The 16,657-nt window shown below is 51.4% G+C and carries 17 protein-coding genes and 1 pseudogene; 8 read left to right on the forward strand and 10 right to left on the reverse strand.

Annotation, left to right across the window (positions count from 1 at the left end):
* Positions 1-11: 11 nt before the first annotated feature.
* The gene (locus TK_RS09400; protein WP_011250829.1) at positions 12-788 is read left to right on the forward strand and encodes an MBL fold metallo-hydrolase; all 777 of its coding nucleotides are present in this window, start codon (positions 12-14) and stop codon (positions 786-788) included.
* 58 nt (positions 789-846) lie between these two features.
* Positions 847-1,611, forward strand: coding sequence for a hypothetical protein (locus TK_RS09405; RefSeq protein WP_011250830.1), 765 nt, complete (start codon positions 847-849; stop codon positions 1,609-1,611).
* A 4-nt stretch (positions 1,612-1,615) separates the two neighbouring features.
* Here TK_RS09405 and TK_RS09410 read toward each other — a convergent pair whose 3' ends face one another.
* On the reverse strand, positions 1,616-3,025 hold the full coding sequence (locus TK_RS09410) for an acetate--CoA ligase family protein (RefSeq protein WP_011250831.1): 1,410 nt from the start codon (positions 3,023-3,025) through the stop codon (positions 1,616-1,618).
* 186 nt (positions 3,026-3,211) lie between these two features.
* On the opposite strand from TK_RS09410, the gene TK_RS09415 reads away from it, so the two are divergent.
* From TK_RS09415 to TK_RS09430, 4 genes are all read left to right on the forward strand, one after another.
* Complete coding sequence (locus TK_RS09415; protein WP_011250832.1) at positions 3,212-3,793, forward strand: winged helix-turn-helix domain-containing protein; 582 nt, start codon at positions 3,212-3,214, stop codon at positions 3,791-3,793.
* Between the two features lie 3 nt (positions 3,794-3,796).
* On the forward strand, positions 3,797-4,102 hold the full coding sequence (locus TK_RS09420) for a DUF211 domain-containing protein (protein WP_011250833.1): 306 nt from the start codon (positions 3,797-3,799) through the stop codon (positions 4,100-4,102).
* 9 nt (positions 4,103-4,111) lie between these two features.
* The gene (locus tag TK_RS09425) at positions 4,112-4,669 is read left to right on the forward strand and encodes an ArsR/SmtB family transcription factor (RefSeq protein ID WP_011250834.1); all 558 of its coding nucleotides are present in this window, start codon (positions 4,112-4,114) and stop codon (positions 4,667-4,669) included.
* A 187-nt stretch (positions 4,670-4,856) separates the two neighbouring features.
* Positions 4,857-6,242, forward strand: a complete 1,386-nt coding sequence (locus tag TK_RS09430; protein WP_011250835.1) for an alpha-amylase — start codon at positions 4,857-4,859, stop codon at positions 6,240-6,242.
* Positions 6,243-6,254: 12 nt separating this feature from the next.
* Here the strand turns inward: TK_RS09430 and TK_RS09435 are convergent, their stop codons facing one another.
* Both TK_RS09435 and TK_RS09440 read right to left on the reverse strand, forming a co-directional pair.
* Positions 6,255-6,878: a hypothetical protein gene (locus TK_RS09435; RefSeq protein WP_011250836.1), complete on the reverse strand. Its 624-nt coding sequence runs from the start codon at positions 6,876-6,878 to the stop codon at positions 6,255-6,257.
* Between the two features lie 9 nt (positions 6,879-6,887).
* Positions 6,888-8,330 (reverse strand): bifunctional ADP-dependent NAD(P)H-hydrate dehydratase/NAD(P)H-hydrate epimerase, encoded by a 1,443-nt coding sequence (locus tag TK_RS09440; protein ID WP_011250837.1) that lies wholly within the window; start codon positions 8,328-8,330, stop codon positions 6,888-6,890.
* A gap of 89 nt (positions 8,331-8,419) precedes the next feature.
* Between TK_RS09440 and TK_RS09445 the strand changes: the two genes are divergently transcribed.
* Complete coding sequence (locus TK_RS09445) at positions 8,420-8,758, forward strand: hypothetical protein (protein ID WP_011250838.1); 339 nt, start codon at positions 8,420-8,422, stop codon at positions 8,756-8,758.
* Here the strand turns inward: TK_RS09445 and TK_RS09450 are convergent.
* From TK_RS09450 to TK_RS09465, 4 genes are all read right to left on the reverse strand, one after another.
* Entirely contained in the window at positions 8,732-9,730 is a 999-nt protein-coding gene (locus TK_RS09450; RefSeq protein WP_011250839.1) for a hypothetical protein, read from the reverse strand. The genes TK_RS09445 and TK_RS09450 overlap by 27 nt on opposite strands.
* A gap of 32 nt (positions 9,731-9,762) precedes the next feature.
* The gene (locus tag TK_RS09455; RefSeq protein WP_143598717.1) at positions 9,763-10,167 is read right to left on the reverse strand and encodes a hypothetical protein; all 405 of its coding nucleotides are present in this window, start codon (positions 10,165-10,167) and stop codon (positions 9,763-9,765) included.
* Positions 10,168-10,234: 67 nt separating this feature from the next.
* Entirely contained in the window at positions 10,235-10,777 is a 543-nt protein-coding gene (locus TK_RS09460; RefSeq protein WP_011250841.1) for a [protein ADP-ribosylglutamate] hydrolase, read from the reverse strand.
* Positions 10,778-10,822: 45 nt separating this feature from the next.
* The gene (locus tag TK_RS09465) at positions 10,823-12,097 is read right to left on the reverse strand and encodes an amidohydrolase family protein (RefSeq protein WP_011250842.1); all 1,275 of its coding nucleotides are present in this window, start codon (positions 12,095-12,097) and stop codon (positions 10,823-10,825) included.
* Between the two features lie 202 nt (positions 12,098-12,299).
* Here TK_RS09465 and TK_RS11685 point away from each other — a divergent pair, with 202 nt between their 5' ends.
* Positions 12,300-14,666 (forward strand): transglutaminase-like domain-containing protein, encoded by a 2,367-nt coding sequence (locus TK_RS11685; RefSeq protein ID WP_011250843.1) that lies wholly within the window; start codon positions 12,300-12,302, stop codon positions 14,664-14,666.
* A 60-nt stretch (positions 14,667-14,726) separates the two neighbouring features.
* Here TK_RS11685 and TK_RS09475 read toward each other — a convergent pair.
* The 3 genes and pseudogenes from TK_RS09475 to TK_RS09485 all read right to left on the reverse strand — a co-directional run.
* Positions 14,727-15,377, reverse strand: a pseudogene (locus tag TK_RS09475) (glycerate kinase); the annotation flags it as partial.
* A 114-nt stretch (positions 15,378-15,491) separates the two neighbouring features.
* Complete coding sequence (locus tag TK_RS09480) at positions 15,492-15,755, reverse strand: hypothetical protein (protein ID WP_011250845.1); 264 nt, start codon at positions 15,753-15,755, stop codon at positions 15,492-15,494.
* Positions 15,756-15,869: 114 nt separating this feature from the next.
* Positions 15,870-16,643: an S-methyl-5'-thioadenosine phosphorylase gene (locus TK_RS09485; RefSeq protein ID WP_011250846.1), complete on the reverse strand. Its 774-nt coding sequence runs from the start codon at positions 16,641-16,643 to the stop codon at positions 15,870-15,872.
* Positions 16,644-16,657: the final 14 nt, after the last annotated feature.

Consider the following 16,657-nt stretch of genomic DNA (forward strand, 5'->3'; position numbering starts at 1 on the left):
GAGGTGATGCCATGAAGGTCATCATCCTCGGCTCCGGCTCATACAGTGGAACTCCCAAGCCCCTCTGCACCTGCGAGAACTGTTCAAGGGCGAGGATAAACCCAGCGTTGAGGAGAACGCGCTTTTCACTCTATATTGAGGGTGGAATCCTAGTTGACCCCAGCCCGGATCTGCACTACCACCTTGAGCGGCTGAACAGGAAAGTTGAGAAGGTATTCATAACCCACGCCCACTTCGACCACATAGCGGGCTTTCCGGAGCTTCAGGTCTTCAAGAGGATAGACGTCTACTCCCACAGGCAGGCGATTGATATGGCCAAGCACCTATCGGCCATCTTCCTCGGGGGAGCCGCTCCAGAAAACAGGGACTGGGGCTATCACGAGCTCGAATTCGGGAAATGGTATGAGATTGACGGGATGAAAGTCCATCACTTCAGAACGACCCACCGCTCGATTGAGAACGCCGGCGGCTTCCTCTTTGAAATCAAAGGAAAAAGAATAGCCGTAACCGGGGACACAGGGCCGGAGATACTAAAGGATAAGAAAACGCTTAAGCTCCTAGAAGGCGCTGACCTTCTTATAGCAGAGATGACCCACAGGGAGTCAATCCCCGGAACTCACCTCGGGGTGGAAGATGCCATAAAGCTGGCAGAGATAACGGGCGCTTCCTACGCCGTCTTCGCCCACATAAGCCACAGCAACTATACACACGAGGTTCTTGAGAAGAGAGTGAGGGAGAGCGGAATAAAAGGAGAGGTCGCGAGGGACTTCACATGGATTGAACTATAAACAAGAATTACAAAAACTTTTATATATTCCATGCTTTATACTATTTTTGGTGGTATAGATGTTGGATACTGACATAATGGTTGCAAAAATTGGGTGGTCATTCAACAACTGGAGAGGATTTGACCAGGAGATGTTCAAGAACAGGCTTCTTTACGACTTTGAGTACATTAGGAATACAGGGTTCGGACATGAGCTGTGGAACTTCTACGAGGGATTCAGCAAAAACAACTACTTTGGCCACATTGAGGGTAATCCAGCCAACTTTACTTCGGGTATTGTGCTTTTTGTCTCAAAATTCATTGATCCTCGGGACCCAAGGCCCAGGGGGAGTTCATTGTACTTAGTTGGATTGTATGGAAACGCAATATACGAACCCAATGGCTTCAAAACCGGTACGAGGATCGTTGATCTTCTGCCCGACTATGCGGTTGAACACATCGAAAATCTTGTCCAAATGAGATCGTGGAAGGGAAAAGACCCAGACCGCCACTTGGAATACCTTGAAAGGCTATTGGACGGTGAGGAATACACGGCTAGGCTTGTTGCCAGCAAGAAGTACTCCACCGCGTTCATCCCAAGATACAATGGATATGTTGAAATAGACAAAACCGATATAGGAGTTGAAGAGGTTAAACAGTGGAAGTTCACGTACAGGATCCCTCTAGAAAACGCACTCAGGCTACTTGATATAGCAATATTCCGACATGAACGCATAGCAAGAAATGAAGTTGAGGAATCTGTACCAGGAGAACTCAGAAAACAAGCAATAGAAATAGCCACAAGGATTAAAAGAGTCAAAAAGATTTTAGAGCGCTTGGGCTAAAAGCTCAAAGCCTCCCGTTCTCCCTCAGCCACTCTCCGTATTTTACGAGAGCATAGACGGCGTCAACGCCGTCCTCAACCGTCTCGTAGACTGGAATGCCCTTCAGCTCGATGTTCCTTGCCATCTTGTGCGGGTAGTCTCCACCCGGAGCAACGAAGACTATCGGCTTGCCATAGACCTTCATCCTCTCCATGGCATCAACGATTCCTTCATCGAGTGCCGGGCTCTGGAAGAGGGCTATGACGACGAGGACGTCAACGTTCGGATCTTCGAGGGCGTAGCGCATGGCGATCTCATAGCGGCTCGATGGAGCATCTCCTATGACGTCTATCGGGTTCTTGTAGCTCATATGCGCCGGAAGCTTTCCTTCCTCGATGTCCTTCTTAAAGCGCTCGTTGGTTTCTTCGCTAAGCTCGGCGAGCTTCATGCCCCTCTCAAGCAGGCCGTCGCTCATCATGACTCCAGCGCCGCCGCCGTTGGTGACGATGGCCACGCGGTCGCCCTTTGCCGGGCTCTGCATTGCCAAGGCCTTGGCGTAGTTGAAGAGCTGTCTCATGCTCTTGGCCTCTAAAACTCCAGTCTGCTCGAAAGCCGCCTGGTATATCTTGTAAGAGCCTGCCAGAGAGCCAGTATGGGAAGCGGCAGCCTTTGCTCCAGCTTCAGTTCTTCCGCTCTTGAGGACAACGACGGGCTTCTTGAGGGTGACCTCTTTGGCGGTGTTGAAGAACTTCCTGCCGTCCTTGACGCCCTCGATGTAGCCGGTTATGACGCCGGTCTTTGGATCGTCGCCGAGGTAGGCCATGAAGTCGCTCTCGTCCAGATCTGCCATGTTGCCGAGGCTGATGAACTTGCTCATACCAATCTTGTGGCTCGCGGCCCAGTCGAGGATCGCCGCGCCGAAGGCACCGCTCTGGCTCATGAAGGCGACCTTTCCGAAGGGCGGCCTGGCCTGCCTTTCGGGCGGGTTGAAGTTGCAGTCGAAGCCGTTCTCAAGGTTGGTAACTCCCAGACAGTTCGGGCCGACTACCCTTATACCCCACTTCCTGGCCCTTCTAACGAGCTCCTCCTCAAGATCGGCCCTTCCAGCCTCTTTGAAGCCAGCTGAGATGACAACTGCTGCCTTAACGCCCTTCTCTCCGCACTCGTCAATGACATCGGGCACGAACTTTGCGGGGACTGCTATGACGGCGACATCAACCTCATCGGGAATCTCCTTAACGCTCCTGTAGACCTTAAACTTCTTGCCGTTTACTTCAATCTCCCCGCCCTTAACGTTGACGGGGTAAACCTTTCCATCGAAGCGGAGGGTTATCGAGCGCATTATGGCGTTTCCAACCTTTCCGGGCACGTTTGAGGCACCTATGACTGCGACGCTCTTGGGATAAAACAGGAAGTCCAGGTTCGGGGTCTCCACTGAAATCACCTCCGAAGCTTTTTCGGGCATGAGTTTTTAAGGGTTCCTGGATATGGATTTTATATCCATTGGTGGTCAGGCTTTACATATATAAACCTGACGGTGATGAAGTTTCGGAAGAGAACAAAAGAGTTAAATGCCCGAACGTTAAAAGAGACGTTAGAACGTTTAAATTGGGTGGTCGAAATGGCAAAGGTAAAGGTGATCACTGACCCAGAGGTCATAAAGCTGATGCTCGAAGACACAAGGAGGAAGATACTCCAACTCTTGAGAAACAGGGAGATGACGATCTCTCAGCTGAGCGAAATCCTCGGAAAGACGCCTCAGACAATCTATCACCACATTGAGAAGCTCAAGGAGGCTGGACTGGTAGAGGTCAAGCGGACGGAGATGAAGGGAAACCTCGTGGAGAAGTACTACGGAAGAACAGCTGACGCATTCTATATAAACCTCTACCTCGGCGACGAGGAGCTCCGCTATTTTGCCCGCTCAAGGCTCAAGACGAAGCTCGAGATATTCAAAGCCCTTGGCTACGAGTTCAACGATGAGGAGCTTCTCAACGTCATGGACGAACTCCTCAAGAAGGAGCATGACTACAAGACGGAGATTTCAAAGGAGATTGAAGTAAACGAGGAAAAACTAAAGGACTTCTCAAACGAGGACATAATCCACGCAATAGAGTGGCTTGCCATGGCCAAGATGGGTAGAGACGAAGAGGTTTTGAACCTCCTCAGAAAGCTGGGCGAGATACTCAAAAAGGAGGAATAATGGATGGCGAGGGGGATAAGGCTTCTCGTACTGGACGTGCTCAAGCCGCACCAGCCGATGGTCACTGACCTCGCGCTTGGTCTGAGCGAGCTTGAGGGGGTTGACGGCGTCAACATAACCCTTGTCGAGATAGACAAGGAGACTGAGAACGTAAAGATAACCATAATGGGCGACAACCTTGACTACGAGGAGATCGTCAGAACAATCGAGGAGTTCGGCGGCGTCGTCCACAGCATAGATATGGTGGCGGCCGGAAAGAGGATAATCGAAGAAGAGGAAACTCCGCAGGACAAACTGGAGGAGTACTGAGGGCCTGCTATGAGGGAAGTTTTGATAATCACAAACCCCAAAACCGTAAAGGTGCTCTCCGACCCAACTAGATTCCAGATACTCAAACTGCTCAGAGAGAGGCCAATGAGCGTCAATGAGCTGAGCGACCTCCTGGGAAAGGACAGAACAACTGTTTACAGACACATAAAGGCGCTAGAAGCTGAAGGTCTCGTGGAGGAGATAGACACGGAGGGAAACGAGAGAATATACGCAAGAACGGCTAGGATGTTCCTGATAAAGGCAGAACCCGATGAGAGCATCGAGGAGTTCAGACAGTCCTACCTGCAGGTCGAGGCTGAAAGAATAGTTATGATACTCGAAAAGAGTGGCTTCCAGATAAAGGACAGGGAAGCCCTCAAGGCCCTTATAAAGGAAGTCCTCAATACAATCGAACTCCGCTCTCAGCCAGTCATAAAGAGAATTTCAGATGCCAACATTGAACTGACGGAGATAGAGCTGTTCCACCTCCTCAACATGCTCGTCTTCTTCCAGAGCTGCGAGCTCTGCGATCACGCGAAAAGAGTTAAAGACCTCATCTCGTTCTGATGCATCCATTCTTGTTAATTTCTATTTTGGACTTTCAAGTTGTTGGCAACTCCAACGTAACATAAAGACACAAAACCAATATTGAGCATTGTGCATAGTAATGTTCTCCAATGTTCTTAAATGGCAAAACTTAAATATTTCACCAGCAGTGATACATAGAGACACCGCTGAACACAGAGGTGGTTCCATGAAGAAGTTTGTCGCCCTGCTCATAACCATGTTTTTCGTAGTGAGCATGGCTGCCGTTGCACAGCCAGCTAGCGCCGCAAAGTATTCCGAACTCGAAGAAGGCGGCGTTATAATGCAGGCCTTCTACTGGGACGTTCCAGCGGGAGGAATCTGGTGGGATACAATCAGAAGCAAGATACCGGAGTGGTACGAGGCTGGAATCTCCGCCATCTGGATTCCGCCAGCCAGCAAGGGCATGGGAGGAGCTTATTCAATGGGCTACGACCCATACGACTTCTTCGACCTCGGCGAGTACAACCAGAAGGGAACAGTTGAAACTCGCTTTGGCTCAAAGCAGGAGCTTATCAACATGATAAACACCGCCCATGCCTACGGCATAAAGGTCATAGCTGATATCGTCATAAACCACCGCGCGGGCGGAGACCTCGAGTGGAACCCGTTCGTTGGGGACTACACCTGGACGGACTTCTCGAAGGTGGCCTCGGGCAAATATACCGCCAACTACCTCGACTTCCACCCCAACGAGGTCAAGTGCTGTGACGAGGGCACATTTGGAGGTTTCCCAGACATAGCCCACGAGAAGGAGTGGGACCAGCACTGGCTCTGGGCGAGCGACGAGAGCTACGCCGCCTACCTCAGGAGCATCGGCGTTGATGCCTGGCGTTTCGACTACGTAAAGGGCTACGGAGCGTGGGTCGTCAAGGACTGGCTCAACTGGTGGGGCGGCTGGGCCGTCGGTGAGTACTGGGACACGAACGTTGATGCACTCCTCAATTGGGCATACTCGAGCGGCGCCAAGGTCTTCGACTTCCCGCTCTACTACAAAATGGACGAGGCCTTTGACAACACCAACATCCCGGCCTTGGTTGATGCCCTCCAGAACGGGGGAACCGTCGTCTCTCGCGACCCGTTCAAGGCCGTAACCTTTGTAGCAAACCACGACACCGATATAATCTGGAACAAGTACCCTGCTTATGCTTTCATCCTCACCTACGAGGGCCAGCCCGTCATATTCTACCGCGACTACGAGGAGTGGCTCAACAAGGACAAGCTTAACAACCTAATCTGGATACACGACCACCTCGCGGGTGGAAGCACGAGCATAGTCTACTACGACAGCGACGAGCTGATCTTCGTGAGGAACGGCGACTCCAAGAGGCCGGGACTGATAACGTACATCAACCTCGGCTCTAGCAAGGTCGGAAGGTGGGTGTACGTGCCGAAGTTCGCGGGCGCGTGCATCCACGAGTACACCGGCAACCTCGGAGGCTGGGTAGACAAGTACGTCGAGTCGAGCGGCTGGGTCTATCTCGAAGCTCCAGCTTACGACCCCGCCAGCGGGCAGTACGGCTACACCGTCTGGAGCTACTGCGGGGTTGGATGATAGCCCCCCTTTTCATTCCTTTTGGATTTCATAGACCTCATCCGTTAGATAATTTCCTGTAACTCTCTCGACCGGAATCTCAACCGTCCCATTTCCTGTTTCAATTCTTACCAGCACATCGTAGAGCCTCCCCCTCACTTCGACGGTCTCGTTCACGCAGGTGGTCTCATTCGCTGTCCTGAACTTGAAGATTAGTATTGCATTCCTCTCTAGGCTGTAACCTATGTAAATGGCATTGAGACAGCCGGTCAAGGTTATGCGTCTCGTTAAGGCATCATCAAGAGTTTTGTAGCAGTTCTCTCTCCTGAAAACAAAAGTGTCATTCTGGCTCTCCGCCCTGCAGAAGAGCGTTGAGCCGTCCTGTATCTCGGCGATGACGTAGTCGGGGGCAACGTCAAAGACTTCCTCAAGTTCCCAAACGTTCTTTCCCGCTGGTGACTCTTTAAAGCGAAAAACGGCAACGTGGGTGACGGCGTTTGGATAGCCCTTGAGCAACCCGGCTCCGTTAAACTCTACCGGTCTTTGAAACTCCGCGTGGAACCTGGCTGGATACTTCTCGGATGAGTCCAGGAGAAATGTAAAAACCACAACCGAGGTGAGAACTAAAAAGAGAAAGAGGCCAACGACTCGCTTCATGAGACCACCTCAAAACTCCAGCACCCACTTTACTGCCTGCGGCACCTTTTCGGCAACGTCCAAAGCCGTGAAGTTCTCTCCCATCTCTTCCTTCACCATATCGCCAGCGAGGCCGTTTAGGAAGGCCCCAGCAGAGGCGGCTCTCAGCGGAGAGTTTCCAAGCGCAAGGAGTGCTCCTACTAGACCAGCCAAAACGTCTCCAGTCCCGCCGGTCGTCATGCCCCTGTTGCCGGTCTTGTTGTACTTCCAGCCTTTTCCGTCGCTTATGATGTCATAGGCTCCCTTGAGCAGGACCGTTCCCCCAACGCCCTTTGCTTTCTCCACCACGAGCTTCGCCTTCTCTTCAAGGCTTCCTTCAGGCTTCTCACCAAACAGTATCCTGAACTCACCGGCGTGGGGTGTCAGAACGAAGTTCTTGCCCTTGAGAACGTCCAAATCCTCGGCGACGGCCTTCAGGGCGTCGGCGTCTATAACTACAGGCTTCTCGCACCAGCGGAGAAACTCAACGACGAACTCCTTTGTCTCGGCCCTCTGTCCAATTCCCGGCCCGATAACGACTGCATCAACCCCATCAGCTATTGCCAGAACGTCCTCAACGTCTTCCTTCCTGAAGTTTCTCCTCTCAAAGGGACGCAGGATTACGTTGGGGTCGTTTATTCTCCTCGCCGAATACTCGGGCATCGCAAGGTAGACCAGATCAACGAGGTATGAAGCCGCTTTCGCCGCGAGATAAGGCGCTCCGAAGTAGTCCTCGCTTCCTCCTATGACAAGTAGCTTCCCGTTCTGCCCCTTGTGCTCGCCCTTCTTCCTCAGCGCGAACTTGGCATCGCCCGGGCCCACTAGGTGGTAAAGCTCCTTCGGGTAGCCTATTTTCACTATAACGCGCTCAAAACCCCCGTATTCTTCCTTGTCCCACTGGAAAGTGACGGCAAAATCACACTTAACGCGGATATCGCTCGGATAACCGCTCGGAAGGTCAACGCTCACTATCTTGGCTTTTCCGGAGTACTCGTTTATCTTCTCGATGGCGCTCCGTATCGGCTCCCTTGGTTCTCCTTTCGTTCCTGCTCCCAAAAGTGCATCCACTATGACATCGAACTCAGAGAGATCGAGAGACTTGATGTAAGACGAGTCCTTTAGAATTCTAATCTTAACGAAGTCGAGCTTTTTGAGAATCTCCCAGTTGTGCTTTGCCTCCTCGCTTCTAATCTTCGCCTCGTCGCCAACGAGGAAGAGGGTAACATCGTTCTCGAAGCTGAGGTGTCTCGTCGCGACGAAGCCGTCGCCCCCGTTGTTTCCAGTTCCAGAAAAGACCGCTACCTTAAGCCCCTTCCCGAAGCGCTCCTCAATTGTTCTCGCGACACCAGCGCCGGCGTTCTCCATGAGCTGAACCGGTGAAATCCCAAGCCACTTAGCGTTTATGTCCCAGATATAAACGTCTTCGATTCTCATGCGCACCACCAGTACAATTTCGGAGGGAAATAATAAAAGGGCATCGCAAGAGTTTTATACTCACAGGCGTAATAACCTCGGGAGCACCCATGATCGTTGAGGCCATCTTCGGCTTCCTGTTCATGCTCGGCTGGGCGCTTTCCTATGCCTACGTTGCAAGGGTCAAAAGCACGCCCAGGGCCATCCTTGGAGTTTCCCTGCTCTATGGGGTGATGTTGCTCTTCTCCAAGCTCCGCTTTGAGAGCTACAAACACGGAGGCAGCCTACTCGGGTGGCTGATGGGCATCGCTTCGGGCTTCTTTGTCGGCCTGTGGCTCGTTCAAAAACACGGGCCAGACAAGATGACAGAGGAGAGCGCGGTGGCGATGCTCCTCGTCGGCCCCGTGATTCTTGTGGGCCTTTTAATCGCCGTGATGTTGCTGTTTTAGCATCGCCGCGCTTTTCTTCCCTGATGCTAAGGGCACGAGCGCCAGGAGAAGCAGGGCGCCGATGCCACATACCTTTTCTTGATCCGGCTGGCCGAGGGTTTCTCTACACTCCGGAAGTTCTTGAATACCCGTACTCAAATCGAGGCGCCTCAGATTCTTCCCATCGTAAAAGAACACGAGCGGAAGCTCCGAAAGGAAACCGCTTTTCTCAACTCTAATCTCGTCAGGATAATAAATTAGAATCCCTTTATCAAAGGGCAGTGCATATAGAGCAGATAAAGCCCTGGAGAGCTCTTTGTCTTCAAAAAAGTCTGAGAAATACCTTTCAAACTCGGAAACGGGGATTCTGCAGTTCAAGTTCTCAAAAGTTACGAAGCCGTCATTAATTTTTCCCCTGATGCCCTCCAGACTTCCAGTATTCCCAGCGAAGAAGTAGTCCAGTACTGGACTTTCCGTACAGTCCGACTCCACCGTGCCGTTCTGAAGCTCCACTCTCGTGCAGTTCCAGACCATCTCGGCGCATCCATCAAATCGGTAAACCCTCGTCTCAATCCTCCTGGCGGCAATCGTGAAGTTACGGGCTTCACCGTTGACGATCAGCGTAACGTTCCCGTGGGGAACAGTTTTCTCCCTTCGCTGCAGGATATAGAAAGTCCCGTTGATTTTCGTCACTATCGATGGCTCACCGAGTAAAGGGTTGCTTTTCCCCAAAAAGAGCAGGTCGCTTCCGTTGAAGAGGTAGTAGAGGTCGTACTCCCCATCGGGCATGTTGCGGCGAAGGGATTTCTCCCCGGCGATTTCCCCGCATATCCACTCGGAATGATGGATAACGATAAACGCATAGCCACCTCCAGGCAGCACGGATGTTATTGAGTAGGCCTCGTAGGGGATGCATCTCCCGCCTGAGACTAATGAGGAGAACAGCAACAGAGGCAAAATCAAAAACATGATTTGCTTAAGAATCCTGCACATAGTTCTCCCCCCGTACAATCAACCAAAACCTCTTAAAAATCATTCGGTTTTGCCTTCATAGTATCGTTACCCAAACCAGACGAAAAGACACATATCAAGAACACCGGCAAATACCACAGGAGCGCCCATCCAAAAAATGGTGCATACCCATAAATCCGGCCACTTACCGGGAGCTCCACCACCGCAGATGGGAACTCAAAGACGATCGCAAGTGCCAGATAAACCTTTGTTAGAGCCCCTATCCATGGCTTCTCCGAGAAAATAAGGACAGTAAGCTCAACCATATCCATTACGACGATGTAAACCACTAGCGCCCATGAAGGGATTCTCGTGAAAATCCAGAAGTTGTACATAACCGTGAGAAAAAGAGGATAGCCGAAGGCAAATACCCTCAGGAAGAGCCTGAGAAGGAAGAGAAGCCTGACGTATTCTTTCACAGCGTTCACCTCAAACACCACAGGACTACCAGAGGCATTTCACCCACGTACGTTTCCGGACCCGCCCTCAAACAGCTCTCAGAGCCCTCTCGTAATCCTTTTCCGAGTACAGCACAAGATAGACTCTCTCAACGCTCCCTGCTTCTCTCTCGAACTCATCAATGACCTCCTTGAATGTCTTCACGACTTCCTCAAGCGGACAGCCGTAGATGCCAGCGCTTACCGCCGGGAAGGCTATCGTTTTGACTCCAAGCTCCTCGGCCTTCCTCAGCGCCCCGAGGATGGCCTTCCTCAGCTTCTCCTTCTTGTCCTCGTCCCAGATTCCGCCGCAGTAAGGGCCAACTGTGTGGATGACGTAGCGGATGCCGTGTTTCTCCAGCCTCATCGCCGGCGTTACAACAACTTCCCCATGCTCGATGTGGTCCTTTCCAAGCTGCTCGCGCATGGCTTCCTTGCTTATCCTGATGTATTCCCTCGGATCGCCAGCCGCTGCTTTCGCAATGGCGTAGGCAACACCGCCGCCGTGCTCGAGGTACCTATTGGCCGCGTTGACTATCGCCTCGGCCGGAAAGCGGGTTATGTCTCCTTTAACGATCTCAAACTCTACCACGACCACCACCAGAGAAAATAGGAAAGAAGAGGATTTAACGCTAACTCAGGCGAGCTTTTCTGAGACTTTCTCGGCCTCGCTGATAACCTTCTCCTCGTCGAGGGTCAGAACTTCCCCGTCAAGCATCAGGATTTTTCCGTCAACTATCGTTGTCTCCACGTCGTTTCCGTTGGCCGAATAAACGAGATGGCTTATCACGTCGTTGATGGGCCTGAGGTGCGGCCTGTTGAAGTTGATTATGGCGATATCAGCCAGATAGCCCTCTTTGATTATTCCAGCGTTGAGTCTCAGTGCCTTTGCCCCGTTTTGCGTGGCCATCCTGAAGACCGTCCTGGCGTCCGCTATGGTGGGATCGAGGTTGTGAACCTTGTGGAGCAGGGCCGCGAGCTTCATCTCCTCAAGCATGTCGAGGTTGTTGTTGCTCGCACTTCCATCTGTGCCAAGGCCGATGTTGACGCCAGCGTTTAGGAGCTTTTCGAGGGGCATGACACCGCTCGCGAGCTTCATGTTGCTTCCGGGGTTGTGGGCAACTGTAACGCCGTGCCTCGCCAATATTTGAATGTCCCTGCTGTCCAGCCAGACGCCGTGGGCTATTATGACGTCGTTTCCAAGGAAGCCGATGTCGTCGAGGAGGACGACGGGGCTTTTTCCGTAGCGCTCGGTTATCTGGCCTATTTCCGCCATCGTCTCGCTCACGTGGATGGTTATGAGCTTGTTGTGCTCGCTGGCGAGTTTTCTGACCTCCTTCAGGAGGGCTATCGAACAGGTGTAAGGCGCGTGAGGCCCGAAGACGAAGTGGACTCTCTCGGAGTTTAGTTTCTCTATCGCCTCCATCTCGCGGAGGGCCTCCTTCAGCTCCTTCTCAGTCCTGTCTGGATCGCCGAGGTCTATCATGCCGTAGGAAAGGTATCCCCTTAAGCCAGCATCGAGGACGGCCTCTGCCACCTTGTCCATGTGGAAGTACATGTCCAGGAAGGTCGTAGTTCCGCTCCGGATCATCTCCAGAGCGCCCAGATAGGCACCGACTTTGACGTATTCGGGAGTGAGCTTAGCTTCTCTCGGCCAGATGTGGTTCTGGAGCCACTCCATCAGCGGTAGGTCGTCGGCGAGCCCCCTGAGGAGGCCCATCGGCGAGTGGGTGTGCAGGTTTATGAAGCCAGGAGAAACTACCCTCCCTGTGGCATCTATGACGGTATCTGCGGCCTCGTTTATGTTTCTCTCGACGCTTACAATCCTGTTGCTCTCGATGAGGACGTCCGCCCTCACAACGTCGAGGTTCTCGCCGTATATGACGTGGCCGTTCTTGATGAGAATGCTCATGGGGACCACCTTTTAACCCTTTGAAAAGTTCTGTTTCTGATGGAAGTTAAAAAGATGTTGGATTCAAAGAAACAGGAAAACGAAAACAATGATTTCCCGCATCCATCATAAAGGTCATTCAACCTTCGTTGTACAATACTTTGAACCTCCAAAAGATTTATATGAAACAAACCAAATTCACAATTAACTCCCGGTGAGAGTTATGGTGGACGATCTGCCATCTAAAGATCTACACTACCTTATAACTAGGGTCATAAATCCGATTCTAAACTCAATAATCGCCACATTGCACAGTGGCCCCATTGTACACTACAAGGATGGAACACTAGACGTCACGGAGTACCCAATCCCCAAGTTAATGGCCAAGTTTTTGGCGGACTGGAGAGATGAGCTGTGGTACAGGTACTCTAGAAAAAATCTTGGCGACGTTTCAGAGGACATCCTCCACGAGTACATAGAGACGATAAACTACGTATACCGCCGCCTCCACAGTGTAGACGAGAAAACCGCTAAACAAGTCGGAAGGGATCTGATACTCCTGGGACAGAAGATCGAGGAGTACCTCACCGGAAAAGTTGAGGTGTTCTCAGATTTCGTGTTTGAGGTCGAAAAAATCAGAAAAGGGCAGCCCACAAAAGCCGTGAGAGAACCCGCCGATAGAAATCATCAAGGAAGGGTGGAAACAGCAGATGTTCGTGAGAAGAAGGAGATTAATCGCTCTTCTGGGAAAAAAGCCAAAGATTTCGGCGTCTGTCCAAGATGTGCAGCTTACGACGGCGATAGGAGCGAAAAGAAGCTTTATCAGTGCCCTCACTGTGGCGAGTGGTTCTGTGAAAAGCACGTTAAACCGGCCCTCGTGTTGACGTTCGACAGATATCAAGAACTCTGGAGAAAGCATCCTGAGTTGAGAGCGTTTCTAGAAGAGGAATGGCACCGTGAAGATGGCCACCCGTGCTACCCATACACAAAGAAATTCTGGGAAGGGTACGAGAACAAAAGGGAGAGCCTGTACGGTGCCAGGAGAACGTCTACTAGAACCGAAAAGAGGTTCATTCCCCAGAGGGAGCCTGTTAGAGTTCCATCGAGTTCTGGAACATGGAAACCCAAAGAGCGCACCCGCTACGAGGACGTGATAATAAACGTCAAAAACAGATTTAAAGATCGGGGCAGCATTTATGTGACTCCCCGAGAGATCCGCATAGAAACTTCCAGAATCAAAAAAGTACTTCCTCGTTCACCTTCAATCAGATTTGAGATCAGGGACGGAAAGAGGTGGGTCATCATCCCAGAGAGCGTCTACTCAATGGCATACACGCCGGAGAGGAAACATGAGGGGAGAAAACACGGCAAATACGCTCTCATCGGAATCGCTCTCCTGATACTACTCCTGGCCGGCTATCTGTATTCCAGGGGAAGTTTCGATAACCTTGGGGTACCCTTCCTCGGGAATTCGAGCGGTTCCTCCCAAGGAGCCAGCACCCACACACCAGAATACTCAGGTACTCAAACAATTGACAAAACCAATACTGCACCGATCTACTCTACGAGCACTCCAACGCATACATCAGAACAAGCACCACTAATAACCCCTGAATCACCTTGTTCGAATAGCTACTGGCGATATATTTTCCAAGACGCCCTTAAATGTGCTCTGACTGAAGAAGAACTCTCAAAAATTTCCAATCTCGCCAGCCAGTTGAAAGGAGAGAGTCTCCAGGAAAGCGCCTGGAATACTCTGGAGTGGCTCCACGAGAACATAGAGTACAACTATTCCAAAGCCTCCCTCCCAGCGCCGGTTATCTGGACTTCCAACGGAAGAATAAGCAGAGTCGATGCAGCGCCGGGCGTTGAAATCCAAACCCCATACGAGACCATCCGGAGGGGAGCGGGCGTCTGCAGGGATTATGCCATCTTAACAGCTGCGCTCCTGCTCGAAATGAACTACTCTCCTGTTTACGTATTCAGCATTGAGTTCGAGAACTCGCCGATAGGACACGCGGCCGTGGCGATAAAGATCAACGGGGAGTACTTTATTCTTGATCAGCATCCACCCGTTATGGATCTGGGGACGTACTACACCGACTTGGCAGTCTACAGGCAAGAAACCCTTGGCGAGAGGCTATTCATTTCAAACGCTACTGTCTATGAGATAAGCAGGGATAAAAACGGCGCGATAGTTAGAGAAATCGGAATCCTATCAGCTGAAGACTTTAAGCAAAAGGATCACGTGTTCAGCCCTACAGACTTGATCAGAATATCCACAGATCTAAGGAAGATCCTTGAGGACAGATATCCCCATTTAATTTCCGACAAAAACATTGCCAACCTCGAAGAAAAAAGTTATTTACCCCCAGGATACTCAGACGGAAGGATTTGGAGATTAAACTTCCCCCACTACGCGGACTACTACAACCCCGTCTTTCATGAGCAATTCGTGGAATACATGCTTATGGCTCTTACGAACGATGAGAACGTCAAGAGCGACTTGAAGAAATTCAACAGGTTTTGGATCAAAGTTGAACATGAAGGGGACTCGCTAAAAGTAACGCTAAACTTAGCCAAAAAATAATGCAAAATCAGAATGAACAAGCCCCCATCAATTGAGTCAACCAAAAACAAGAAAAACCTGCTAAAGAATCACCCCAATTACTATCGAGTTAACGTTAGTTCTCGTAGGACCAGTCACTACCAGGGCCTTAGCCTTTTTCAAAGCCTCGTAGGCGTTGTGGCTTCTCAGGTACTCCTCAAGGTCTATTCCCTCGTTTCTGAGGACTTCCGCAGTATGGCTGTCCACAAGTCCTCCGGCGGCATCCGTTGGGCCGTCCGTTCCGTCGGTGTCCATCGCCAGAACAGCAACTCCCCTAAGGCCCGAAATCTTTCTCGCTATGCTCAAAGCGAACTCCTGGTTCGGCCCGCCGAGGCCCGCTTTTCCTTCTATAGTCACCGTGGTTTCCCCACCGGCTATCAGAACACAGGGCCTCTTAAAGGGCCTGTTCCTGTGGTAGATTTCCTCAATGACTGAACCAAAAGCCAATGCAACTTCTCTGGCTTCCCCTTCAAGCGTGGTTGTGAGGATGTGGGCTTCGAGACCGAGCTCCTTAGCTTTTCTCTGGGCCGCTTCACAGACCAGGACGTTGCTCGCTATGAGGAAGTTGTGGACGTTTGGGAGGTCTTCCTTTAGAGTCTCCTCCGCTTTTCCCTCCAGGCCGAGCTCTATGTAATGCCTAACGCTCTCGGGGAGCTTTTCCCATAGGCCGTAGAGCTTGAGTATCCGGTAAGAGGCTATTTCCTCTACGGAGTGTGCGCTGTTGATGCATCCGGAGAGGACTACTGGGATAACTACCAACGACAAAATTATTGCCCACTTCAACTTCATTACTTCTCACTTCTCAGTTTAACCAACTTTCAAAAGCAGAGAGACCATGTAGAGTGCTCCAACGAACGCTATAAAGTCTAAAACAAAGTCTCTAATTTTGATCTCTCTTTGTTTTAATATAAACACCCTCTCAACTTCAGTAGCGATAGAAGCAAAGAGCGCCGCAAGCACAATTGCTAGCCATCCAAGAGTTTGATAGTATGCGAGAGCAAATGCCCATGGAAGGTTAATCAAAAAGAAAAATATATAACGGAGAGTGCGACTTCCAGTACGAGTGGCCACATCTCTTCACCCCTTGCAAGCTCCAATAGCAGTACATATTGCGGCAGCACCAGCCCCACATGCAACTCGTATATTTGTCAGAGTGTTAAATAATGAAAATTCAAACCATAAAAATCACACAAACATCGTCTTCAGCACATCGGCACAGCCGCAGTGCCTCTCCTCTGGGATCTTCGGGATGCCCTTCTTGAGGAGCTCCTGAACCTTGTAGTTGTTCTCGGCCATGACCTTGAGGACCTCCTGGGCATCTACTGGCTTGTCAGCCCAGACGTCGTAGTCGGTGACGGTCGCTATGTTGACGTAGCACATTCCAAGCTCGCGGGCGAGGTTTACCTCCGGGACAAGGGTCATTCCGATGATGTGGGCGAACTGGCGGAACATGAAGCTCTCGGCCCTTGTGGAGAAGCGCGGGCCTTCGATGCAGACGTAGGTGCCCTTCTCGTGGACAGGGAAGCCAAGCTCCTTGGCCGTCTCGTAGAATATCTTCCTCATCTCAGGACAGAATGGATCGGCCATGGAGACGTGGGCAACGCGCGGCCCGTTGTAGAAGGTGTAGTCCCTCTTCTTGGTGAAGTCGATGAACTGGTCAGTTATGACGATGTCCCCGGGCTTGTACTCCTCGCGCAGCGAACCAACGGCCGTGATTCCAATAACCCTCTCGACGCCAAGCTCCTTGAGGGCCCAGATGTTGGCCCTGTACGGGACTTCGTGCGGTGGGAACTCGTGGTGCTTGCCGTGGCGCGGAATGAAGGCAACCTCAACGCCCTCGATCTCTCCTATTTCCACTGGAGCTGAAGGCCTTCCATACGGGGTGTGCACCTTAACGGTCTCCTTAGGCTCGAAGACGCCGTAAACTCCAGAACCGCCGATAATACCTATCCTCGGCATGGTCATCACCGTGT

The organism is Thermococcus kodakarensis KOD1 (genome assembly GCF_000009965.1).
Taxonomy (GTDB): Archaea; Methanobacteriota_B; Thermococci; order Thermococcales; family Thermococcaceae; genus Thermococcus; species Thermococcus kodakarensis.